The 24,863-nt window shown below is 45.5% G+C and carries 20 protein-coding genes; 14 read left to right on the plus strand and 6 right to left on the minus strand.

Annotation, left to right across the window (positions count from 1 at the left end; all coding sequences use genetic code 11):
• The first annotated feature begins 8 nt into the window (after positions 1-8).
• The 3 genes from T325_RS06510 (at position 9) to T325_RS06520 (ending at position 4,694) form a co-directional block, all read left to right on the plus strand.
• Positions 9-1,199 carry an acetate kinase gene (locus tag T325_RS06510; protein ID WP_036911716.1) on the plus strand — a complete coding sequence of 397 codons (1,191 nt, stop codon included), beginning with the start codon at positions 9-11 and terminating at the stop codon, positions 1,197-1,199.
• A gap of 188 nt (positions 1,200-1,387) precedes the next feature.
• Positions 1,388-3,022, plus strand: a complete 1,635-nt coding sequence (locus tag T325_RS06515; RefSeq protein ID WP_036911616.1) for a CotH kinase family protein — start codon at positions 1,388-1,390, stop codon at positions 3,020-3,022.
• 13 nt (positions 3,023-3,035) lie between these two features.
• Complete coding sequence (locus T325_RS06520; RefSeq protein WP_051949756.1) at positions 3,036-4,694, plus strand: CotH kinase family protein; 1,659 nt, start codon at positions 3,036-3,038, stop codon at positions 4,692-4,694.
• Positions 4,695-4,700: 6 nt separating this feature from the next.
• Here T325_RS06520 and T325_RS06525 read toward each other — a convergent pair whose 3' ends face one another.
• Genes T325_RS06525 through efp form a run of 6 tightly spaced genes read right to left on the minus strand, consistent with a single transcriptional unit; the run spans position 4,701 to position 9,199 of the window.
• Complete coding sequence (locus tag T325_RS06525) at positions 4,701-5,732, minus strand: sugar kinase (RefSeq protein ID WP_036911617.1); 1,032 nt, start codon at positions 5,730-5,732, stop codon at positions 4,701-4,703.
• A 23-nt stretch (positions 5,733-5,755) separates the two neighbouring features.
• Positions 5,756-6,520 (minus strand): UDP-2,3-diacylglucosamine diphosphatase, encoded by a 765-nt coding sequence (locus T325_RS06530; protein WP_036911618.1) that lies wholly within the window; start codon positions 6,518-6,520, stop codon positions 5,756-5,758.
• Between the two features lie 31 nt (positions 6,521-6,551).
• The gene (locus T325_RS06535; protein WP_036911620.1) at positions 6,552-6,872 is read right to left on the minus strand and encodes a metal-sulfur cluster assembly factor; all 321 of its coding nucleotides are present in this window, start codon (positions 6,870-6,872) and stop codon (positions 6,552-6,554) included.
• A gap of 56 nt (positions 6,873-6,928) precedes the next feature.
• The gene (gene radC, locus T325_RS06540; protein ID WP_036911624.1) at positions 6,929-7,615 is read right to left on the minus strand and encodes a RadC family protein; all 687 of its coding nucleotides are present in this window, start codon (positions 7,613-7,615) and stop codon (positions 6,929-6,931) included.
• 28 nt (positions 7,616-7,643) lie between these two features.
• Positions 7,644-8,633 (minus strand): glycosyltransferase family 2 protein, encoded by a 990-nt coding sequence (locus T325_RS06545; RefSeq protein WP_036911627.1) that lies wholly within the window; start codon positions 8,631-8,633, stop codon positions 7,644-7,646.
• Positions 8,633-9,199: an elongation factor P gene (gene efp / locus T325_RS06550; RefSeq protein ID WP_036911629.1), complete on the minus strand. Its 567-nt coding sequence runs from the start codon at positions 9,197-9,199 to the stop codon at positions 8,633-8,635. The genes T325_RS06545 and efp overlap by 1 nt, the downstream gene beginning before the upstream one ends.
• 172 nt (positions 9,200-9,371) lie before the next feature.
• On the opposite strand from efp, the gene rpmH reads away from it, so the two are divergent.
• The 11 genes from rpmH (at position 9,372) to T325_RS06605 (ending at position 24,850) form a co-directional block, all read left to right on the plus strand.
• A complete protein-coding gene (rpmH, locus tag T325_RS06555) occupies positions 9,372-9,527 on the plus strand; it encodes a 50S ribosomal protein L34 (protein WP_013063965.1) in 156 nt (51 codons plus the stop codon).
• A gap of 107 nt (positions 9,528-9,634) precedes the next feature.
• Positions 9,635-10,279, plus strand: coding sequence for a PASTA domain-containing protein (locus tag T325_RS06560; protein WP_036911630.1), 645 nt, complete (start codon positions 9,635-9,637; stop codon positions 10,277-10,279).
• Entirely contained in the window at positions 10,276-11,349 is a 1,074-nt protein-coding gene (locus T325_RS06565; RefSeq protein ID WP_036911633.1) for an RluA family pseudouridine synthase, read from the plus strand. The genes T325_RS06560 and T325_RS06565 overlap by 4 nt, the downstream gene beginning before the upstream one ends.
• Before the next feature lie 26 nt (positions 11,350-11,375).
• Entirely contained in the window at positions 11,376-12,368 is a 993-nt protein-coding gene (locus T325_RS06570; protein ID WP_036911637.1) for a D-alanine--D-alanine ligase, read from the plus strand.
• 3 nt (positions 12,369-12,371) lie between these two features.
• On the plus strand, positions 12,372-13,514 hold the full coding sequence (locus tag T325_RS06575; protein WP_036911640.1) for an acyltransferase: 1,143 nt from the start codon (positions 12,372-12,374) through the stop codon (positions 13,512-13,514).
• A complete protein-coding gene (locus tag T325_RS06580; protein ID WP_036911645.1) occupies positions 13,511-14,182 on the plus strand; it encodes a NigD1/NigD2 family lipoprotein in 672 nt (223 codons plus the stop codon). Before T325_RS06575 ends, T325_RS06580 begins: the two co-directional genes overlap by 4 nt.
• Before the next feature lie 420 nt (positions 14,183-14,602).
• Positions 14,603-17,860 carry a SusC/RagA family TonB-linked outer membrane protein gene (locus T325_RS06585; protein ID WP_036911646.1) on the plus strand — a complete coding sequence of 1,086 codons (3,258 nt, stop codon included), beginning with the start codon at positions 14,603-14,605 and terminating at the stop codon, positions 17,858-17,860.
• A gap of 24 nt (positions 17,861-17,884) precedes the next feature.
• Entirely contained in the window at positions 17,885-19,744 is a 1,860-nt protein-coding gene (locus tag T325_RS06590; protein ID WP_081911086.1) for a RagB/SusD family nutrient uptake outer membrane protein, read from the plus strand.
• Positions 19,745-19,780: 36 nt separating this feature from the next.
• Positions 19,781-21,274, plus strand: a complete 1,494-nt coding sequence (locus T325_RS06595; RefSeq protein ID WP_143058308.1) for a hypothetical protein — start codon at positions 19,781-19,783, stop codon at positions 21,272-21,274.
• A 59-nt stretch (positions 21,275-21,333) separates the two neighbouring features.
• On the plus strand, positions 21,334-21,714 hold the full coding sequence (locus tag T325_RS06600; RefSeq protein ID WP_091766316.1) for a hypothetical protein: 381 nt from the start codon (positions 21,334-21,336) through the stop codon (positions 21,712-21,714).
• Positions 21,715-22,003: 289 nt separating this feature from the next.
• The gene (locus tag T325_RS06605; RefSeq protein ID WP_143058307.1) at positions 22,004-24,850 is read left to right on the plus strand and encodes a glycosyl hydrolase 115 family protein; all 2,847 of its coding nucleotides are present in this window, start codon (positions 22,004-22,006) and stop codon (positions 24,848-24,850) included.
• The last annotated feature ends 13 nt before the right edge of the window (positions 24,851-24,863 follow it).

The raw sequence follows: 24,863 nt of genomic DNA on the forward strand, positions 1-24,863 counted from the left end.
GAATAGTTATGAAGATATTAGTATTGAATTGTGGTTCGTCGTCTATCAAGTATGCCTTGTATAATATGGACGATAAGAGCGTTATGACCAGTGGTGGCGCAGAGCGTGTTGGTCTTGACAATGCTTTTGTAAAGGTGAAGCTTGCCAATGGTGAGAAGAAGCAGATTATGCACGATATTCCTGAGCATACTGAAGGTGTGAAATTTATCTTCTCTCTGCTTACAGATCCTGAGATTGGTGTAATAAAGAGTCTTGATGAGATAGACGCTGTTGGTCATCGCATGGTGCATGGTGGTGAAAAGTTCAACAAATCTGTTGTGCTGACCGATGAAGTGTTGAAGACTTTTGAGGAGTGCTCTGACCTCGCTCCGCTGCATAATCCTGCCAACTTGAAAGGCGTGAACGCTGTAAAGGAACTGATGCCAGGTCTACCTCAGGTCGGTGTGTTTGATACCGCCTTTCATCAGACCATGCCTGCAAAGGCTTATATGTATGCTATCCCTTATGAGCTCTATGAGCAGTTTGGCGTACGTCGTTATGGTTTCCACGGTACCTCTCACCGTTACGTATCAGCTCGTGCCTGTGAGTTTCTGGGCATTAAGGCCGAGGGTACTAAAATGATTACCTGCCACATTGGTAATGGTGGCTCTATCGCTGCTGTTCTGGATGGTAAGTGTATTGATACCTCAATGGGTCTTACCCCACTGGAGGGTCTGGTAATGGGCACACGCTCTGGTGATATCGACGGAGGTGCTGTTACCTTCCTTGAGAAGAAGTTGGGCCTTGATGCTGATGGTATGAGCAACCTGCTCAATAAGAAAAGTGGTGTGGCTGGTATCACAGGTGGTAGTTCCGACATGCGTGACGTTGAGAATGCAGCCAAGGCAGGTGAGCCTCGTGCCGTATTAGCCCAGCAAATGTACTTCTATCGTATTAAAAAGTATATCGGCGCGTATGCCGCTGCTATGGGAGGCGTCGACGTAATAGTCTTCACTGCTGGTGTTGGCGAGAACCAGATCTCTATGCGCTCTGCTGTTTGCAAGGGTCTTGAGTTCTTGGGCGTGAAGTTCGACGAGCAGAAGAACAATGTTCGTGGCGAAGAGGCTATCATCTCAGCCGACGATTCAAAGGTGAAGGTGGTTGTTATTCCTACCGATGAGGAACTGATGATTGCTACCGATACAATGAATTTGTTGTAATAGTTATTGAAGATAACTCGTAAAGGCGACCTTTAATATAAGGCCGCCTTTTTGTAATTTATTGTAAGTTAGGAAGGGGAAAGTATTATCTGCATACAAAAAATAGAGTAAAGATGCATCTGTTTGCAAAAAAAAAGCTAAATTTGCAGCGGATTTTGTATATTCGTAATGATAGGAAATTGATTGGAATGAAAAAGTTTATTTTTTTTGCCATAGCATTCTGTTCTCTATTAGCTTGTAGCTCAGAGCTTGATGATGTAAAGAAAGAGATAGAAGATCTGGAACGTCAGGCCTTGGAACTGCAGCGCCAGAAGGATAGTATTGAGAATGCTATTAAGAACCAACAAGGGGAAAACGACTCCACCCAGGACAAGATAGACCAAACGGAATATAATCTTCATCCGGCTTTTCTGAAGTATATGGAGTTCTTGTCGAGTGACAATCCTGTGCAGATGGTGGAGGACGCTAAATGTGAGATTATTGGCGATAGCGTTGTTGAATGCTGGATAACTAATATTATGGACAACAAGAAGCTCATCCCCCGATTTGTTTATGAGGGTACGGAGATGACCATAGACGGTAAAGAGGTGGTGAGCGGCAAGACGATTGTTGATTTCAGAAAGCCAATATCGTTGGTCGTGAAATCAAAGATGCAGACTAAGTCCTATATAGTTTATGTGCATTCTTATACTGGAATTCCAATGCTTTGGTTGGAAACAGATAAAAGGGAGAATATTGCTCTGACAACAAAATATTATCAGGCAAACCTGAAACTCGTGGAAGATGTGAAGACCCGTGCCGCTGGCGATGTGATAGAAGCAAGAGTTAGGGTCAGAGGAGTTGGGGATATCAGTTGGTATCAGTCAAAAGTACATCCATCTCTTCAGATAGGGAAAAACTCCTATGCTATTTTGTTTAGCGAAGTTGTGTCGTTGTTCGACGAGCCGAAGAATAATGACTGGGAGCTGATGCCTAATGCTGATGATAATACCATGCTCCGTACCCAGACCATGTTCTATATGGGACACCTCAGCAATCTACCTTTTACGCCTCGCTATCATTTCGTGGACTTGATGCTGAATGGACGGTATTATGGTACTTATATGCTGGGTGACAGGATGGAGAATGCCAGCGCAAGAGTGGACGTAGGCTTCAATGGCTACATTCTTAAGATTGATGCAGCCACGACAGGTGTGAACTTCACGACAAGCGAGATTGAACAGCCTTTGAGTATTCTTACTCCGAGTGTTCTTGTAGGCGATAACAATTATAGGTTCATTGCCAGTTATCTGGAATCTGCCGAAGAAGCCTTGTTTGGCGACAATTTCAAAAACGAGAGTGAGGGCTGGCAGAAATATCTGGATATGGATTCTTTTGTAGATTGGTATCTAATAAACGAGATAGCCAAGAACGAAGACGCTTTCCAGGCGGAGTGTTATATGAACATGAAAAAAAGTGGGAAGCTTAGGATGGGACCTCTGTGGAAGGCTGAGAAATCATTCGGTTTTGAGAAATCCGGCTATAGCGGATTCGTGGTTAAGAACACTAAGTGGTATAACAGGTTGTTTCAAGATCCAGCTTTTGTCGCAAAGGTAAAAGAGCGCTTTGCTTATTTCTATAAGCATAAGAATACGATTATTAAGGAAATCAGTGCTAATGCAGAGTATCTGAAACGTTCTGCACAGGAAAATAGTAATAAGTGGGATGTTTTTGATAAGTCAGCAGGAGATACGAAAGTACAGTATCTGAAGACTGTTTCATCTATGAAAGATTGGTTGGAGAAACGAATGGATTGGATGAATACGGAATTTGGTAATATGTAAATGTTAAGGTTAGATGATGAAAAAGATACTCTATATATTGATCGCAGTTTTTGTCTTGTCGGCATGCTCTGAGGATATCTCGGAGTATACGACTCAGGCAGATGGGTTGAGGGATGAGAATGCAGAGAAACAGAAAGAAATCAAAGAGAAACTCGAGAAACTTGAGGCTGAAAAACGCAAGGCAGCACTGCTGAAGCAGAAACTCGATAGTCTGGAAAAGGTAAAGAGTGGCATGTTGCCTGAACCTTTGTTGATGACGATGGAGTTTACGACTGCCGACAATAAGGATTTGAGTAAGGATGCAGTCTGTGTTGTCCATAGCAATGGTATCGTCGATTGCTGGTTGCCAAGCATGCAGGACTCCAAGATGCTGGTTCCTCGTTTTACTTTCGAAGGAACTCTGGTTGCTATGGATAATACTGAGGTGGTGAGTGGCTCCACGCAGATTGACTTTAAAGAGCCTGTAGTATTGTCTGTCATGACGTCTAAGGATAAGAAAGACTATACGGTATATGTACATTCATATACAGGGCTTCCTGTCATGCGAATCGATACGGAGAATGGCGTCAATATTACCTCTAAAGAAGAGTATGTTGCAGCACACATGAAACTGACAGAGGATGTCGTGACTAAGACTCGTGGCGCAGGTGATGTTGTAGATGCAAACCTGCGAATTAGGGGTAGAGGTAATTCCACGTGGGGACTTCCTAAAAAGCCTTATCGTCTGAAATTTGATGAGAAAGTATCTTTGTTAGGTGAGCATAAAGACAAGGACTGGGTGCTGTTGGCTAACTATTCTGATAAGAGTATGTTGCGTAATCATCTGGCTTTTGCCATTGGTAAAATGAGTAACTTGGACTGGACACCGAGTTCTCATTTTGTAGAGGTGGTACTCAATGGCCGATATGACGGCACTTACCAGTTAGTAGAGAAGGTTGAGATATCTAACCATCGTGTGGCTGTTGGTGACGATGGTTTTATCTTGGAAGTGGAAGCCAGAGCTCCGCAAGAGGAAGATTCCAGATTCTTTATGTCTGATTTCATTAATTATGCAATTGATATCAAGGAACCCGAGGTGGAGTATGATGACGAGAACTACAATTATGCAGTGAACTTTGTTAAAGAGGCGGAGAACTGCTTGTTTAGTGGTAACTTTGATCTGCTGTGGAGTCAGTACTTTGATATCAACTCTTTTGTGGATTGGTATATAATACATGAGATTGCCAAGAATGAAGACTCAATGTTCCATTTTAGCTGTTATATGAATTTAAAAAGGAATGGAAAGTTGAGCATGGGCCCTATCTGGGACTTCGATATCGCTTTCGGAAACGTGAAGGAGGACAATACGACAGCCATGTTGCCTGAGGGACTGATGCTTGACTGGTCGGCATGGTATACCCGATTAATGCAGGACTCCAGATTTGTTGCTAAGCTGAAATCCCGTTACGACTATTTCTATAGTCATAAGGCTGAAATCATGAACATGATTAATAATGACGCTTGGTATCTAAGATCGTCTGTTCAGGAGAATCAGAACAGATGGGGGACATGGTATCATTATACTTATAAGCAATGGGACATTTGGGGTAGCTACCAAAACGAGGTGCAGTCACTGAAGACGTGGCTGAACACTCGTATGGAATGGCTGAAGAAGGAGTTTGATAAAATGTAACCCCTTTTATAACTGTTCTTGGAGAACTGTCATAATCTCATCTTCTGTTGAGAGGTTGAAGTCTCCAGGAATTGTGTTTTTTAATGCAGCTGCTGCCAATGAGTAGTTAAGCTGCATTTTTTTGTCGTTGGGGAAGAGCTTGATGGCATGTAGCCATCCGCCCATGAACGCATCCCCCACACCAACGGGATCCACTACGTCAGGTATATTCATAATGGGAGCTTGAAGTAGTTCGCCTTCGCTCCAAAGTAGTGCAGTCAGTGTGTGGTGGTTTGAGTTGACAATGTTGCGCATGCCCATCATCCAATTTTTCAGGCGTGGGAATTGCTTATGCAGTTCGTCAAACCATTCTCCATATTCCTTCATCTGCATGGTGAAGTTAGAGTCTGTAGCAGTGAATGGAGGCTGGGGATGTTGACTCAGCCATTCAAACTCAATGGCATCGCCGAACATCATGTCGCAATGGGCTAACATGCGACTCAGTGTCTCACGTGGAGCGGCTCCCTCATACCGCCACAGATTCTTACGATAGTTAATATCGAAACAGATGGTGGTACCAAGTTCATCGGCGATGTCAAGCGCTTCAAATGTGGCATCGGCGGCTTGTTGTGAGATAGCTGCAGTAATACCTGACACATGAAAGTAAGTACAGTCCTTCAGAATCTTACGCCAGGGAATCATGCCAGGCTTTAAATCAGAATAGGCTGAGTTTGTACGGTCGTAGAATACCTTTGCCGCTCTCATGCCTGCGGGAGGTTCAAAATAATAAGTGCCGATGCGTTGTCCGCCATAAAGTATCTGACTGGTATCTACACCCAACTGTGCCAGGTTCATAGTGCCTGCATGTCCTACGGGCGTATCGGGCAGTCTGGTAATATAAGTTACATCATCCCCTTGTATAGCTAAAGAAACAGCTACATTGGCCTCGCTGCCGCCGTATTTGCTGGTGAATATATCTCCTTGAGTCAGTCTTAATTGTCCGGGTTTCGAGAATCTGAGCAAGAGTTCTCCGAAAGTTACTATCTTTTGTCTTTTCATGTCTGTTCTTGTGAAGTTCCTTATTATGGTTGGCTCTCTCCTTCAATATATTGAGAAACCAGCAGGTGGGTGCCATCGTAGACTACATAAGTGAATTGGCTGATCCAATCTCCAAGAATAATCATACGAGCTTTTTTCGTCAGTTGCAAATCAAGCTCAATATGGCGGTGGCCATAGATGAAGTAGTCTACGTTGGAGTGGTATTGGATGTATTTCTTGGTAAAGAGCACCAGATGTTCGCGATTCTCGCCCATGTAGGCAGGCTCCTCACCGTTGGGACGTTTCATACGGGAGTGCTTGGCCCAGTTTAAACCAAACCACATGCCCCAACGAGGATGAATCCCAGAGAACGCCCATTGGCAGACTTTAGAATGGAATAAGGCACGAATTACTTTAAATTTCTTATCGGGATCGCCAAGCCCGTCGCCATGGGCCAGAAAGAACATCTTTCCATATATTTCTGTTGTCTCTGGCTGCTTGTGAAGAATGACGCCGCATTCTTTCTCCAGATAGTCATATGCCCAGATGTCGTGGTTGCCTGTAAAGTAGTGTACTTCGACCCCCATGTCTGTCAGTTCCGATATCTTGCCAAGGAAACGGGTAAAGCCTTTTGGAACTACATATTTGTATTCGTACCAGAAATCAAACATGTCACCCAGCAAATAGACGGCCGCAGCTTTCTCTTTGATGGAGTCAAGAAATCGCACCAGTCTGCGCTCTTGCATCCGTCTGTGAGGAATGGCAAGCGAACCAAGGTGGGCGTCTGAGAGAAAGTAGATATTCTTCATCGTTTTAAAAAAACTTGTAATCTCTGTGGCTTTAGTCAAAGCCGAGTTCTACTCTTGCCTCTTCACTCATCATGCTCTGATCCCAGGCAGGTTCGAATACTAGGTTGACATTGGCACCTTTCACCCCTTCAACACTTTCTACCTTTGTACGTACGTCTTCTAATATAAAGTCAGCGGCAGGGCAATTCGGTGCTGTAAAAGTCATATCCAATTCTACTGATGAATCGTCTTGCACGTCAATCTTGTAAATCATCCCTAGGTCATAGATGTTGACAGGGATTTCTGGGTCATAGACGGTCTTCAGTACATCCACGATCCGCTCTTCTATTTTCGTCTTATCTTCTTGTGTCATAATTGCTGCAAAGATACAAATAAGTGACCGAAACTCCAAACATTTTTATTATTTTGTTAGCATCTGCCTGACTCATGATAGGAATAGTAGTGACCATCGGTGATAATGACGTGGTCGAGAAAATGAATGCACATGACCTCGCACGCCCTACGAATCCTCTTTGTCAAGTTGTCGTCGTCATTGCTAGGCTTCAGGTTGCCAGAAGGGTGGTTGTGACATACAGCCATAATCGTAGCATTGGAAAGTACAGCCTCTTTCATCATGATACGAATATCAACAGAAACCTCTGTGATACCACCATGTGAGATTCTTACTTTCTTAATGAGACGATAGTCCTGATTCATCAGTAAAATCCAGAACTCCTCGACGTCAAGGTCTTGGAAGATGGGGCGCATGTGATTGTAAATACGGGTTGCAGTGCCGAGGTCTGGACGTTCTTCTGGCGTCTCCATTTGCCGACGTTTGCCTAACTCGCAAGCGGCAAGGATGCTGATGGCTTTCGCGTCTCCAATACCATTGTATTGACAAAGGTCGTGGATTGACATCTTGCCCAATGTGTTTAAGTTGTTGTTACAATCGTTGAGTATGCGTTTCATCAGGTCGACAGCACTTTCTTTGGTCGATCCGGAACCAATAAGGATTGCTAACAACTCCGCACTACTCAACGCCTCAGTGCCAAGTAAGGCCATCTTTTCTCTAGGCCTGTCTTCTATAGCCCATTGGTTGATGTTTAGTTTTTCCATGTTGATTTAAAAGTCTTTGTGATTGATGTTATTTATAGAAGGTCCTCTCAAACGCTTGGAACTCGTCTTTCTTCAGCACGCAGCGCTTCCACCATGACTCTATAAAGCCTAGCCCGTAACCCGTTAACTGTACGAATGCTGCTGGGATGCTTAGTAATCCGACCCAAAGACTCTTGTTGTTGATGCTGGAATCGATGAGGATGAGAATACTATATAATATAATAGGTACGAGCGCGACAGGAAAGACAAGTGCTGCAAGAGTCAGGACAAACGTACCGATGGTGAAGACGGTAGGTAACAGATGAACAATCTTCATGGTGCCAGGGTGGCGCTTCTCCAAATTGATGCGAGCAATGCCACTATTGTAAACCTGACGGAAGAACTTTCGAAAATCCGTGCGACGTTTATGCCATACCCATGCCTCGGTGAAAAGCTGAGGACGGTAGCCTGCTTCTACAATACGATAGGAGAAGTCGATGTCCTCGCCAAAACGCATCTTTGTGAATCCGCCTAGCTTTTGGTATACATCCCTGCGAATACCCATATTGAATGAACGTGGATAAAACTTGTCGAGTTTTGCCTTTCCGCCTCGGATACCACCAGTCGTAAAGAATGAAGTCATTGAGTAAGATATGGCTTTTTGTACAGGTGTGAATGAAGGGTGGGATGCATCAGGACCGCCAAAGGCTTCTGTAGGGTTGGCTGATAACAATTGGTCGATGGCAGTTAGATAGGCGGTAGGTAATACCACATCAGAATCGAGTATCAACAGATATTCACCCTTGGCGCGCTCTGCTCCGTAATTACGACTTTGCCCAGGGCCGCTGTTCTCTTTTGCATAATAATGCAAAACAAGGATGTCTGCGTACTTGTCGCAAACATCCTTGCATGTTTTTATCGATCCGTCTTCTACGATGAGTACCTCAAAGTCCTTCACCGTCTGCATGCATAGACTCTGCAGCAGCTCATCCACTTCGTCGGGACGATTATAGACAGGAACGATGATAGAGAATTTCATTATTCCTTTACGCGCTGCAGATAGCTACCATCGCGAGTATCAACCTGAATCAGATCGCCCTCGTTGATGAACAGGGGCACGCGAACCTCTACACCAGTCTCCAGTGTGGCAGGCTTCAGGGTGTTTGTTGCGGTGTCGCCCTTGATACCTGGCTCTGAGTGTGTGACGCGGAGCACGGTCTTAACAGGCATTTCAGCATACAGAATAGTGCCGTCGGTTGTATCTGAAACAACTTCTACGATATCGCTCTCCTTCATATATTCGTGACCGATAACGAGTTCGTTGTCGATAGGAATCTGCTCGAAAGTCTCCTGATTCATGAAGATACGACCAGACTGGTCCTCATAGAGATACTGGTAGGGGCGGCGCTCGATGATAACATCCTCCAACTTCTCACCGATGTTGAAGCGACGCTCCAGTACGCGACCATCAGAAACGTTCTTCACTTTGATGATCATAATTGTGTTACCCTTACCTGGCTTTCTGTGCTGGAAATCGATGCACACCCAGATGCCACCATCCATACGGATAGCAGTACCTTTTTTAATGTCTTGTGAATTAATCATATACCTAAAAATGTTACTTTTTATCGTTTTCGGGTGCAAAGGTACACCTTTTTTAGTAAAAAACACAAAAAGTTGCACTAAATTTCGCATAAAACTTGCGTAATTCAAAAGAAATGAGTACTTTTGCACCCCAAATCGGTAAATAACAACAAAATAAAATAAGTATAAAGCAATGAAGAGAACATTTCAGCCACACAATCGCCGTCGCGTAAATAAGCACGGCTTCCGTGAGAGAATGGCCACAAAGAATGGCCGTCGCGTACTGGCTGCACGTCGTGCAAAGGGTCGCAAGAAGTTAACAGTTTCTGATGAGAATCACGGAAAGTAAAAATCCGACTTATCAAAGAAAATTTGGTTAAAACAGAAAGAAGTAGAGAAGAATCTTTGCTTCTTTCTGTTTTTTTTGTACCTTTGCGCCATAAATAATATATTAAAATGAAAGCAAAGGATTTCTTTGGGAAGTTTTGCAGTAAATTCCTGCTGGGGCATCTGCTTGCTATGTTGTTGGTGGTGATAGCCTTGGTGATTGGTGTAAAATACGGACTTGATTGGTATACACATCATGGAGAGGGTATCGAAGTGGCTAAGGTTGAAGGTATGTTGTATAAGAATGCTTATAGTCTGATGACGGAAGATGGATTGAATATCGTTGTCAGTGATTCAGGCTATAATAAGCAACTCCCAGCCGATTGCATTCTCTCTCAGAATCCTGGACCGGGTACGAAGGTTAAAAGTGGTCATACTATTTATGTAACGGTCAACTCTCCGTCGTCACCTTCCTTTGCTATTCCCGATGTGGTTGACAATAGCAGTTACCGTGAAGCAGAGGCTAAGTTGATGGCACTGGGATTCAAGTTGCTTCCTCCGAAGTTGGTTGAAGGTGAGAAGGATTGGGTATATGGTATTCTTTGCAGAGGTCGCAGAGTTTCTACAGGTGATCATGTCTCAATAGAAAGCCCTCTCACGTTGATGATAGGTAGTGGTACGTATGATTCTGATGAGGAAATCGACTATATAGAGCCAGAGTATCAGTTGATGCTGAATGGTGATGTGGATGATTTTGAAGAAGTAACAGAATGATAGCAGACGAAGAATTGGATGATATTGACTTGTTGTCAGACGATAGTTCTGGTGAGGTAGAAGACGGAGGGCAATTGTATGAGCACTTTCGCCTAGAGGTTGATAAGGGCCAAGTGCCTGTCCGTATTGATAAGTATATCTCTGAACATCACCCTCATTCTAGTCGTAATAGAATTCAAAAGGCGGCTGAGGCAGGTTTCATTCACGTAAACGGCACTTCCGTAAAGAGCAACTATAAGGTTCGTGGGGGGGACGTAATTACCCTCATGCTGAACCGTCCTCACTACGACACGACTATTGAACCTGAGGATATACCATTGGATGTGGTCTATGAAGACGACGATTTGATGGTGATTAATAAGCCCGCAGGTATGGTGGTTCATCCTGGATGCGGTAACTTTAGTGGGACTTTGGTAAATGCCATAGCCTGGCATTTAAAGGATTTAGAGTCTTATGATCCTAATGATCCAGAGGTCGGATTGGTGCATCGTATTGATAAAGACACTAGTGGCTTGCTAGTTGTGGCTAAGACTCCAGATGCCAAGACTTCTCTCGGTAAGCAGTTCTTCAACAAAACCACCCATCGTAGCTATAATGCGCTGGTCTGGGGTAATTTCGTAGAAGATGAAGGACGTATTGAAGGTAATATCGGTCGCGACATCAGAGATCGTTTGCGTATGGACGTTTTTCCTTCTGATTCTGAAATAGGAAAACCTGCAGTCACTCATTATAAAGTGATGGAGCGTTATGGGTATACGACCTTAGTGGAATGCATTTTGGAAACAGGACGCACCCATCAGATTCGTGCTCATATGAAGCACATCGGCCACCCGCTGTTTGCTGATGAACGCTATGGTGGGATGGAGATTCTGCGAGGTGAGCGTACGGCTAGCTATAAGGCATATATTCAAAACTGTTTTAAACTCTGTCCCCGTCAGGTGCTTCATGCTAAGACGCTGGGGTTTATACATCCTACCACAGGCGAGCAGATGGATTTTACTTCAGAGTGGCCTGCCGACATGACTGCCTTGGTTGACAAGTGGAGGAAGTATGTAAAGGTAAAAGAATAATTAAGGTTATAATGTAAAAGGATACAATGAAAAATTTGAAAAGAACTATTGCCATTGTTTGTGGTGGCGACTCATCAGAGCACGACGTTTCATTGCGCTCAGCACAGGGGCTGTACTCCTTCTTCGATAAGGAACGCTACAATGTATATATTGTTGACATCAAAGGACAGGACTGGCACGTGGAGTTGCCTGATGGCACAACAGCCCAGATTGATCGCAACGACTTTTCGTTTATTGAGAAAGGCGAGGCGCGTTTGTTTGATTATGCTTATATCACCATTCATGGTACACCAGGTGAGAATGGCTTGTTACAGGGCTATTTCGATCTGATAGGGCTGCCTTATTCTACTAGTGGCGTTCTGGTCGAGGCCATAACTTTTGATAAGTTTGTGCTTAATCAGTATCTGCGTAGCTATGGTGTCAGCGTGGCTGACTCATTGCTTATTCGTAAGGGCTATGAAGAACTGGTTTCCGATGATGAGATAGAAGAGCGTATTGGCATGCCATGTTTTGTAAAACCTGCTGCAGATGGTTCTTCGTTTGGTGTTTCTAAGGTTAAGAACAAAGACCAGTTAGCCCCTGCTATCCGTAAGGCTATGATGGAGAGTCCGGAAATTATGGTAGAGAGTTTCCTAGAAGGAACTGAAATTTCTATCGGTGTTTATAAGACAAAGGAGAAATCGGTCGTATTGCCTGCCACAGAGGTCGTAACCAGCAACGAATTCTTTGACTATGATGCAAAATATAATGGTCAGGTACAGGAAATAACTCCTGCCCGTATTCCTCAGGATGTGGCTGATCGTGTGGCAAAGATTACCAGTCATATCTACGATATTCTACATTGTAATGGTATCATCCGTATCGATTATATTATCTCTAAGGAGGGTAAGGTTTCTATGCTTGAGGTGAATACTACACCAGGCATGACAGCTACCAGCTTTATCCCTCAGCAGGTGCGTGCAGCTGGTCTGTCGATGACAGATGTGCTGACAGAGATTGTTGAGAATCAGTTTGATTAATATATGGGAGAAGAATTCGATGAAATCCGACCGTACGAGGCGGAAGAGATGAAACAGGCCTTCGACGACTTGCTCAACGACAGGCAGTTTAATATCGTGATGAAGGGCTTTGCCCCTTGGTTGCCTAAATCGTTGCGTAATGGTTTGTTACGTCTGGCTTTCATGGGTATCAAGACCCCGCTCGATTTCCAGAAGCGTTTCATGAAGCCGGTGGTTAAGTACATCATGCGCAAGCATACCGATGGTTGCTCGTTCTTGGATTCTTCGATTGCTTCTTATGATAAGAGTCAGCGTTACACATTCGTGTCGAATCATCGCGATATTGTGCTCGATTCGGCTTTCCTTGATGTGTTGCTGGTTGAAGCCGGTTATCCCACTACCGTCGAGATAGGTATTGGCGATAACCTGCTTATCTATCCTTGGATTAAGCGTCTGGTACGCATGAACAAGGCTTTTACCGTTCGTCGCGGTCTCTCACTCCGCGAGACGTTGGCTGCCTCGCAGCTGATGAGCCGCTATATCCATTATGCCGTTACCCAGAAGCGCGAGAATATATGGATTGCGCAGCGTGAGGGACGTGCTAAGGACTCAAGCGATCATACGCAGGATGCCGTACTTAAGATGCTAGCGATGGGTGGTGATTTGAAGGAACTGAACATCGTACCACTTACCATCAGCTACGAGTTCGATCCGTGCGACTATCTGAAGGCGCAGGAGTTCCAGCAGAAGCGTGATAATCCTGCGTTCAAAAAGTCGCGTCAGGATGACCTCGACAATATGAAGACGGGTATCTTTGGCTATAAAGGTCGTGTGGTATATCGCCCGGCAACTCCTATCAACACCTGGATCGACGAACTCTCTGAGTTGCCCAAGACGGAGTGGTTTAAGGCTTTGGCCGAGCGTATGGACTGCGAGATACATCGTGGCTACGAACTCTATCCTTGCAATTACATTGCGCTCGATGAATTGAATGGCAACCATGCCTATGCTGCCCATTACACCGAGGCTGACAAGCAGCGCTTCGAACAATATCTGGCTGGTCAGATAGCGAAGATTCAACTGCCTAACAAGGATGAGGCCTTCCTTCGTGAGCGCATGTTGACAATGTATGCTAACCCTGTACGTAACAAAATGGATGCTCAATGAAAAAGGTTCTAGTCTTTATTGTTGTTTGTTTGTTGTGTGGTTGCGAGCAAGATGCCTACGAGAAGGGCGAAGGCAAGTACTCTCTGATGCGTGGCGATTTTGTGGAAGCTCAGATCAATGGTAACAAACAAGTGATGTCTGTCATTACTGACGATGGTGAGCAGTTGCCGCTTACAGAACCTTATACAGCCAAATGGATTACTAAGGCTGACACAGTCTACCGTTGTATGTTATTTTATAATAAGCTAAAATCATTAGGCCGACAAACTGCCGAAATCGTTTCTATGGCTCAGGTTCCCTGTCCTATGGTGAAGCCTCTTAAAGATTTCGACAGAGAGTTTCGTACTGATCCTGTTAAGTTTGAAAGCCTATGGTTGAGCAAATCGGCGAAATACCTGAATATTTATCTTCAGTTGAAGACTGGTGTTACCGACGATACTTCTGCTGTGCAGCAATTAGCAATCCTTACAGATACCGTTATTTCGCATGTCGATGGTACTCGCACCCGACATCTGCTACTTCATCACGACCAGAATCGAGTGCCTGAGTATTACTCAACTAAAGCCTACATCAGTATCCCTACTCAGAAATTGGATGCTGATTCTGTATCTATATTCCTGAATACTTACTCTGGTCCTATTCAGAAAACTCTTTTTCTTCGTAAATAGTTTCTTCTGTAAGTTCGTCCATATAATAAGTGTATTAGGCACATTTATTGTTAAAAACCATCAAAAATGATGTTGTTGTGCCTACACTTATTCGTATAATTATGCTCTTTTCTGCTACTTTTTTGGTTGTAAATTACACTTTGGGAAAAAAGTATCAGTTTCTGTCAATAAAAAGTAGTTATTTTTTTTAAATTTAGTTTAACTTTGCAAGCGTTACAATGTGTTCTAATGAACTATAACTATTAATATTCAAATTTAAAAAGAAACCAAAACGTATGAACCAAAACAATTCTTCTTAACTGTTAGGAGTCTCGTGTACCTTATTTATAGTATAAGCAGACTCGAGGATGTTGTGCACATCAAAATGACTAAAAATGTATTCAATACAAACCAAATTTAATCTATAGTAAATACTTAAGTATGAATCGAAAATTTAAGAAGACAGCGCTGTTGATGAGCACCTTGGCTCTGTTGGGACTTGGTTACTCGTCAAATGCCTATGCCGCAGGAGCTCCTCAGGAGGTTCAGCAGGCAGCGAAGAAGATTACAGGTACTGTAGTCGATGCAATGGGTCCCGTCATCGGAGCCAGTGTAGTGGAAAAGGGTACCACAAATGCTACGGTTACCGACCTTGATGGTAACTTTACACTTAACGTGAAGCCGGGTGCGACGATTGTCGTATCGTTCATCGGCTTTGAGACACAGCAGATTGCCGTTGGCAATCGTGACAACTTCCAGATTACGCTGAAGGATGACAATGCAGTCCTTGAGGAAGTTGTGGTTGTGGGTTACGGTGTCCAGAAGAAAAAGCTGGTTACTGGTGCAACTGTTCAGGTGAAGGGTGAGGAAATCGCCAAACTGAACACGACCAATGCTCTGACCGCCATGCAGTCAAGCACGCCTGGTGTGCAGATCACTCAGAGTTCATCGCAGCCTGGTAAGGGCTTTAAGGTGAATATCCGTGGTGTTGGAACCATGGGAACCTCTTCTCCATTGCTGATCATCGACGGTATCAATTCTGGTACGGCTGACGATGGCCTGAACGGTTTGAACCCGAACGACATCGAAAGCATTGACGTACTGAAAGATGCTGCCTCGGCTGCCATCTACGGTGCCCGTGCCGCTAACGGTGTGATCCTCGTGACCACCAAGCAGGGTAAGGCCGGTAAGGTGCAGGTTCAGTACGATGCCTATGTAGGTTGGTCAAACGCCTACAAAGTGCCAGGCACCGTTAATGCACAGCAGTATATGCAGATTATCAATGAGACCAACTTCAATACATACGGAACTGCTACCAACTGGAGCAGCATCGTTCCACAGGCAATCCTCGACAAGGTGGACAAGGGTTGGGAAGGTACCGACTGGTTCAAGGAGTATGAGAACAAGAACGCCCTGCAGTTCAGTCATGCTGTGACCATGACTGGTGGCTCTGATCGCTCAAAGTTTTCAATGTCTCTGAACTACAGCTCTAACGAGGGTATCATGGGTGCAGACAATGCATCTAACTACAAGCGTTATGGTGGCCGTATCAACTCTGAGCACGTTCTGCTCAAGGCTAATAATCGTGATGTGATCACCATCGGTGAGAATCTGTCTTACTGGTATCACAGAAGCCATGACCTCGCAGAGTCGAATGGTTACTGGAATATCATGCAGGCTGCTTATATCGCCTCTCCTCTGGTAGAGCCTTACGATGCAGATGGCAACCTCGCTTCTTATAAGAACAATGGTGCTGGCTATAGCACGATGATCTATAACAACCCGTTGAACCACTTCCTTAATGGCGGTTTCAACTCTATCAATAAGAACCGTGACTTCGGTTTAGGTGCAACCTTCTACTGGATCATCGAGCCGATAAAGAACCTCCGCTACCGTGGACAGTTCAATACGGGCTACAGTGCCAGCAACTACCGTAGCATCTCTAAGCCATTTAGCTCTAGCTCAACGAGCTCCAGTGCCAACTTTGATCTGAGCATGGGTGAGTATGAGAGCAGTAGCTTCACATTGGAGAACACACTCTCTTATATTCTCCCGAAACTGGGAAAGCATACGATTGATATCCTCGTCGGTCAATCTCTTGAGCGTTCGAATTGGAGCTCTGGTATGAATATGAGCTTCACTGTTGATGAATCGAACTTGAATTCTCTGGTTCGCAACGGATGGGACTACAATATTCCTTCTAACTATGAGACACAGTATATGACTGGTCATGGTGGTTATGACAACCCGATGCAGGGTAGTATTGCCTCATTCTTCAGCCGTTTGAACTGGAACTATGACGAGAAGTATATGGCAACAGCCATCTTCCGTGCCGATGGTTCCAATAACTTCGCCCGCGGTCACCGCTGGGGCTATTTCCCCTCATTCTCTGCTGGTTGGGTGATCAGCAACGAGAAGTTCATGGAGAGCACGAAGAGCTGGATGGACTTCCTGAAGTTCCGTGCTTCTTGGGGTCAGAATGGTAACTGCCAGATTCCTAACTTCTATTATCTCTCTAACATCGCTTTCTCTCCGACAGAATATGCCGACTATGGCTATAAGTTCTCAAGCGATATGGTTAAGACCGTCGATAGCAATATCTATACAACTGGTGCATACGCCAAGAACGCTCCTAACCCTGACGTGACATGGGAGACTTCTGAGCAGATTAATATTGGTTTTGATGCCCTGTTCACCAATGGCAAACTCGGCTTAAACTTCGACTGGTATGTTAAGAAGACCAAGGACTGGTTGCTCAGTGCTCCGATGAATGAGGTGCTTGGTTATGAGGAGCCTGCTATGATCAATGGTGGTGACGTGAAGAATACCGGTTTTGAGCTGGCTCTCTCTTGGCGTGATCAGGTCAATAAGGACTTCAGCTATCATGCCAATGTGAATGTGGCTACTAATAAGAACGAGGTAACCCGTATCGCCAACGCCAATGGATTTATCAATGGCCAGGTTGATGCTATCTTCGAGAATTCTTCTTTTGCTTCTCGTGTAGAGCTTGGTCACCCCATCGGTTACTTCTATGGTATGTCTTATAGCGGTATCTGGCAGAACCAGGCTCAGATTGATGCCGCCAGAGCTGCAGGCAAGGCCATGCTTCCTAATGCTGCCCCTGGCGATCCTATCTGGGATGACTTCAGTGGAGACGGTACCATCGACTATGACGCTGACCGTCATGAGATTGGTAATCCTCATCCCGATGTAACCCTTGGTGTCAGCCTCGGCTGCGAGTACAAGGGTTTCGATTTCGCTGTCACCGGTTCGGGTGCTTTCGGCATGCAGGTGCTGCAGTGCTATCGTACCGCTCTGCTGGCTAACCAGTATAATAGCTATACTGTCGATGCCTTCGACCGTTGGCACGGTGAGGGTACCAGCAACAAGTATCCTCGTCTGACCGTTGGTCAGATTGCTGATCAGTGGGTTTCTACCCGTTATATGCAGGATGCCGACTACTTCAAGATTCAGAACATTACACTGGGCTACAACTTCAATAAGATCTGGAAGAACTCTCCGTTCAGCCAGCTCCGTCTCTATGTACAGGCTCAGAACCTCTACACCTTCACTGGTTATACTGGTGTCGATCCTGAGGTCGGTTCTTCTGGTGGTAAGGATTCTTGGGCACGTGGTATTGATGTAGGTCTGTATCCTTCAGCCCGTACTTTCATCGTAGGTGCAAGTATCAAGTTCTAATAATTTAATAAGGAAGATAAGAATATGAAAAAGATATATTTAATGGCAATCGCGATGCTCTTCGCTGTAGGTCTGACCTCTTGCGAGGACTTCCTCGATTCCGAGAATTACACACAAGCTAATAGCTCTAACTATCCAGCCTCTGCTGGAGACCTGAATAAAGAGCTGGCCGCTCTGTATGGTGTGATGAACCAGTTTAGCACAACTCCGCTGGAGACACCATGGTTCGTTGGTTATATTATGTCTGACGATGCTAACGGTGCCGGTGGTACTGGCGACGTTGAGGCTCATGCTGTTGGTCACCTGATGGCTAACAAGGAAGACTTGTTCGACAATGCTTGGCATAATATCTATGTGGGTATTGCCCGTGCCAATGCGATTATCTATGCCGTTGACGCTTTCGACTGGACCGGTCAGGAGGCAACCCGCAACCAGTTGCTGGGTGAGGCTTACTTCATGCGTGGTCTGTTCTATCTCTGGGGCGTACAGTTCTGGGGTGATATCCCTGCTTACTGGGCTTCAGCTGCTCCTGATCCATGTCCTCAGGAGAGCGCAGAGAATGTGATTATGCCACATATCCTGGCCGACTTCACCAGTGCTGCCAATCTGATGACTCATGGTATGACAACCCGTGGTGACGGTCATGCAACCAAGGGTGCTGCCGAGGGTTACCTGGCTCGTGCCTATATGTTCTATGAGGGCTTCTATAAGAAGGCTGGCGAATTGGCAAATGCCAATCTGGCTGATGTCGCTTTCGACTTTGAGCAGGAAGGTGCCGGTGCTTCTCTGAGCAAGGCTCAGGTTGTGGCTTTCCTTGAGGATGCCATCAACAATGGCGGCTATAAACTCATAGAAGACTTTCGTCTGCTTTGGCAGTACACCAACGAATACACCATCAAGGACTATGCCTTCGTAAATGACCTGGATAAAGCCGGTAAGGTATGGGCAGGTAATGGTAACGAGGAGGAAATGTTCCAGATACAGTATATGAACGCTGGTTCTTGGAATGGTACTATCGGTATGGGATTTGTAAATCAGGTGTCTCTGTATACAGGTTTGCGTTGTGATGACGACGGTGCCGGTACTGCTAATGGTGACGCTAATACTCTTCCATTCGGACAAGGCTGGGGACAGGGTACTATCAATGCTAATCTCTGGGATGAGTGGAGTGACAGCGACCCACGTAAAAAGGCTACTATCCTTGATGCTCAGACAGAGTGTGAGAAATTCGTATTTACCACTTCCTGCTCTGAGGATGCTGGTTACTACAACAAGAAGTGGATGCCTATCACATGCTCAAAGTCAACTTGGGATGATCATAACACGGCTTATACATGGTGGGGCGTTTATCGTACCGAGAACACGAGTGCAGCCAACAACAACAAGAACTCTTTCCAGGGTGACCACTTTGCTGACATCATCTTACTTCGTCTAGCTGATGTGATGCTGATGCATTCTGAGTTGACGGGCGATGCTACTCAGATGAACAAGGTTCGTGCACGTGCAGGTCTGCCTGCTACAACCTACTCTTGGAAGAACATCAAGGATGAGCGTCGCTTCGAGCTTGCCGGTGAGGGCCTGCGCTTCAATGACCTGCGCCGCTGGTCTGGTAAGGACGGTGGAGCTAGCTGCGAGGCTGCTCTGGCTCTGCAGAAGCAGGATGGATCTCGTGTGAACTACACGGGCCACTGGACTGTGATGCATCATGGTCAGGGCGTAGGCGGTAGCAGTTGGGCTCAGCGTTATGCCGATACCGACGGCTTCGTCATGATTCCTCCCCAACAGATCAGTATTGTCGGTAATCCTGAAATCCTGAAACAGAATCCTGGCTGGGGGGCAAGTGCTACTGGTGCTAATATGTCGGGTTGCCCAGTATATGACTAATAAAGAGTTTCGAATTAATCATTAAGAATAAGCAATATGAAAAAATCAATATTATTGTTCGCAGTAGCGCTGGGTATGCTCACGGCCTGTGATCCTATCAAGGAGGACGGAACTTTTGACGTGGACAACTATACATCCAGCAACCTGCTTGATGGTGCTGAGTTTTCGCAGTATGCCGATCAGGCTTGCACGACTCCTCAGGCTGATGGTAACTATATTAAGTATAATATTCCCAATGCATCAGGTATTTATATCTATTATATAAAGGCTGATGGTTCAGAATTTAAGCTTACTAGTGGTGCAAGCGGTGGCGTATTTAACTTTGTTCCTGCTCGTGGTTCTGATCCTAACCAAACAGTTTACTTTAAGTATATCAATGCCAACAACCAAGAAGTTGTGGCTTCTAAGGAGTTTAATGTTGCTGTAGCTGCTGAGCTGAAACCAGAGATTCGTCTTATCGCTTCTAATGCTTATGGCAAGAAGACCTGGACATGGAACACTCATAGTGGCATTAGTGCTGGTGGAGTTGATAACCTTGTCTGGGGTAACTTTGGTGCAGATGGTAGTTGGCGTGGTGAAACCCTTAATGATTTTGTTTGGTGGGGAGTTAACGATGCTGCTGATTTGAAAGATCAGTTGGGTCACTCTGTAACTGGTGCTGCTATCGGTGAGGAGGATAATGGTGCAACGATGGTCTTTACAGAAGACGGTCTCGTGAAGTGCTATGACGCAAATGGCACAGAAATTCGTTCAGGTAGCTATGAGATAAAGGGATGGACTGGTGAAAACCATGATGGATTCAAATATGGTATACTCCATACTTCGGAGGGTGCAACACTCTTCCCTTATGAGATTAATGCTGGTGGACGTTATGTGACGGATTACTGGATTTATTCTCTGACATCGGATAATCTTGTTTTGGTTTATCCAGATAATGGTGCATTCAGTGGCTGGTCTGAAGGAACATATTGGGCATTTAAGAGCGAATCTGACGTCTCTGGTATGATGAACAACTACGGTAGTAAGACTTGGACATGGGATACAGAGAGTGGTATTAGCGCTGGTGGAGTTGATAACCTTCTCTGGGGAAACTTCGGCGCAGATGGTACTTGGCGTAATGAAGACTTTGCTTCCTGCGGCTTCACATGGTGGGGCGTTAATGATGCATCACAGCTGAAAGATCAGCTGGGTCACTCTGTAACGGGTAGCGCAACCGGAGAGGAAGACAATGCTGCTACGATGGTGTTGAATGAAGATGGTAGCGTGAAGTGCTATGATGCCAATGGAACGGAGATTCGTTCTGGAAGCTATGAGATTGACCTCTCAACAGCGGATGTCTGGAAGAAGGGTACATTCAAGACTACAGAAGGTGCAACTCTGTTCCCTTATGAGATTAATGCTGGTGGACGTTATGTAACAGACTTCCAGATTTACAGCATCTCAGATTCTAAGATGGTTCTGACTTATCCTGACAATGGTGCGTTCAGTGGCTGGTCTGAGGGAACATATTGGGCTTTCAAGAAAAAGTAAGTGCTTAGGGACCCTTGTGTACTGCCGCAAGGGTCCCCTATTATAAAACCATAAGAAATATGAAGAAGTATTTATTTGCTTTTTTGTTTTTGTTTGTTGCTCTATCATCTTGGGCAAGGCAGTATGGGCCATATTTTATGTATAATAACACACCAACACCAAGTGGTTATACAAAAGTGGTCTGTTTCTCTAATCCCAACTATATTGGTGTTGGGGTGGTGCTAGTGAATGTTGAGACAAATGAACAGATTCATCTGTCAACGAGTTCTACATATCAGCCAATGTGGTTCTATTTTGTACCAGGAGGTACTTATAGGGTTGTTGCTGTCAATGCTCATATGGCAAAAGTTAAAATCAATGGTTTTGATGTGGGAGAAGGAGACGAGGTCGTGTTCTGCAGAAATGCCAGTGGCAGTCTGATAGCTTTTCCAGATGAATAATGATAGTTAGGGCCTTATTTCTAGAAATACTGCCCCGTAGCATATAATGGCTGCGGGGCGGTTAATTACGAATAATCCATGGATTTGTTTTATATGTAGGAAAGTTATATCTTTGCAACTATTATGAAGCAAGCAATAGCTAGAAAATCTTTTTGAGGTTTTAGTATTTCAGTTGTTCCGTAGCACTTGCTTTGCTGCGGGGCGATGTCTATTTCGCTTGCGTAAAGACTCTTTGCAACTAGATACGAACAATAGAACAAAGCAGCGTATTGACCAAAACTGATAAGGCGTGAAAAAAGTATTTTGGATTCTGATAACACAGTTGATGATACAGCTCCCCCATGCGGTAGGCAGACCTGTCGTTCAAGCGAACGTCCCCATAGTGGCTGAGGATGTGCACGTGGGGTGGTTTTCCTTGGCAACTGAGAAGAAGGCGGTAGCCATATATACAGATGCCAATGATTATAATGTCGTGCAGATTGCAGCAGAGATGCTGGCCGATGATGTGGAAAGAGTAACGGGACTTCGACCTTTACACCAGGCTGTGGGATCACTGCCAAAGGATGCTTGCATCGTGTCGGGTACATTAGGAAAGAGCCAACTAGTAGACAGACTGGTGAAAAGCCTGGAAATAGATGTCAGTGGTATTCGAGGTAAGTGGGAGTCGTATATCATCACCACTGTTCAGCAGCCAGAGGGCAATGCCCCTTTGCTCCTTGTTATCGGCAGCGACCGACGAGGGACTGCTTTCGGACTGACATCTCTTTCTGAGGCTATTGGCGTGTCACCATGGTATTGGTGGGCTGATGTGAAGCCGCTTCGTAAAAAAGTACTTTATGTTGAACCGGGCTTTTTTTGTCAGGGTGAACCGGCAGTACAGTATCGCGGTATCTTTATTAACGACGAGCGCTTTGGCGGATGGGCGCGCTGGGCTGAACATCATTTCGAAAAGGCTGAGGGGAAAGTTGGTCCAAAGACATATCAAAAGGTTTTTGAGTTGTTGCTGCGTCTGAAAGCCAACTACCTTTGGCCTGCCATGCATCCAGGGACCCAAGCCTTCAATGATGATCCGGAAAACGCACGTCTGGCAGACGACTATGCGATCGTGATGGGATCGTCGCACTGTGAACAGATGCTGCGCAATAACGAGGGAGAGTGGAAGGCTGTAAACGAGCGGGCAAAGGCAATAGGTGAGGCCGGACTTGGTAGTTTTAACTATATAACCAACCGCCAGATGATGCAGGATTATTGGGAGGAGCGTATTAAGGTCAACGGGAAATATGAGAACACCTATATCGTTGGTTTGCGCGGTATCCATGATTATCCGATGGAGGGAGCCCATACAACTGCAGAACGTGTGGCTCTGATGCAGCAGGCCATTGACGATCAGCGCAACATTCTGCGCCGTAACATCCATAAGGCAATAGAAGAGATTCCTCAGGTTCTTTGTACTTACGAGGAGGTGCTTGATGCCTATCATCATGGATTGAAGGTGCCCGATGATGTGACGCTGCTCTGGAGTGACGATAAGCATGGCTACTGTCGTAATCTTTGCAACCCAGAGGAGCTACAACGAAAAGGTGGAGCAGGCATATATTACCATTTGTCGTATCATGGTGATCCTGCCAGTTGGATATGGCTCAGTCCGCTCTCGCCCGCCTTTCTCAGTACAGAGCTCACCAAGGCTTACACCTATGGTGCCAGGAAAATCTGGGTGTTTAACGTCGGAGATATCAAACCTGCGGAAAAAGAGATATCCTTTGTGATGGACTTGGCGTGGAATCTTAATCGATGGAAACCTACCGAGGCACACAACTATACAAGATATTGGGCAGCAAAGACTTTCAGCCGGGACCTGGCACCAGAGATCGCCGATATGCTAGCAGGCTACTATCGGTTACAGGCTGCAGGCAAAGATTCCCATGTATGGTTCGTAAATTACAGCGATGAGCAGATTGGGCAGCGTATAGCTCAATGGCGTGCGCTGGCTGCTCATGCAGATGAGTTGTCATCTCGTATCCCGGAACCGTTAAAGGCGGCCTATTTCGAACTGGTGCACTATCCCATTCGTGGTGCTGCCATGATAAATGAATATCAGTTGCTGGCTCGTCGTAGTATGGTGAGGGCAACGACAGGTGATGGTGATGAGGCCATAGCAGATGGCCGACGTGTGGAAGAGATGTTTGACCGGCTGAATGCATGGACAGATCATTATAATAACGGAATCCTTGACGGCAAGTGGGCAGATTTCTTCAATTGGCAGCCCTACCATTGGTTCCGTTCGGAAAAGATAGATCCGCCTTACTGCACGCCAGAGGTGTTGGAACAGGTTCAGAACAGCCCTAAGCCGCGCTTCCTCCCTGTTTGCGAAGCTGTCTCTGTTGAAGGCGTCAGCATTGATAGTGAAATGGAAGGTGATATACCCCTTTGGATAGAGGCATTAACACCTGTTGAGAACTTCTCGAAAGCGGCTCAGGACAACGTATTCTGTCATGTCGTCTCTGACTCGGGTAATTACGATGCCTCGGCGACACCTATTAATAATATATGGCATGCTTCTTATGTCGGTCCGATGTGGAGTCGTGTCGGCATGTTGCACCTGAAGAAAGGTTCTAACCCCCTCGCTATTAACAGTCTGAAACCTGGTACCCGTATCTATAAGATATACATTGGGCTCTATCCTCCGTTTGAAAGAGAGCCTCGCCTCAGGATTCCTGCATCTCTCTATCAGAGCGCACAGGGTGGTATTGAGCGCGTAGAAGGTTTAGGTTATACTGATGGAGTTTTAGCGCAACCTTTTGATACGTCATCTTATCAGCAGATAGAGAAGGCTCCTTTTGTTGAATATGAACTGGATCTATATGATGGTGATACCACAATCGAAGTGCGGACGTTGCCTACACTTCATCTCTATGAGGGGCGTGATGCCCGCTATGCGGTCCAACTCGGTGATACCGTACCGCAGGTGTTCTCTATCCAGACTGAGGATTTTACTGCAGAGTGGCGCTCAAACGTACTGTGTGGCTATGCCTCACGCTCGCTGTCCGTTGCTGCCACAGGTCGTCAACGGCTGCGTATTTACCTGCTCGATCCAGGCATTGTGCTACAAGAGGTCTTAATTCACTCTAAAGAATAGGGAAATGATGAGG

This window comes from Prevotella sp. FD3004 (genome assembly GCF_000746155.1).
Taxonomy (GTDB): Bacteria; Bacteroidota; Bacteroidia; order Bacteroidales; family Bacteroidaceae; genus Prevotella.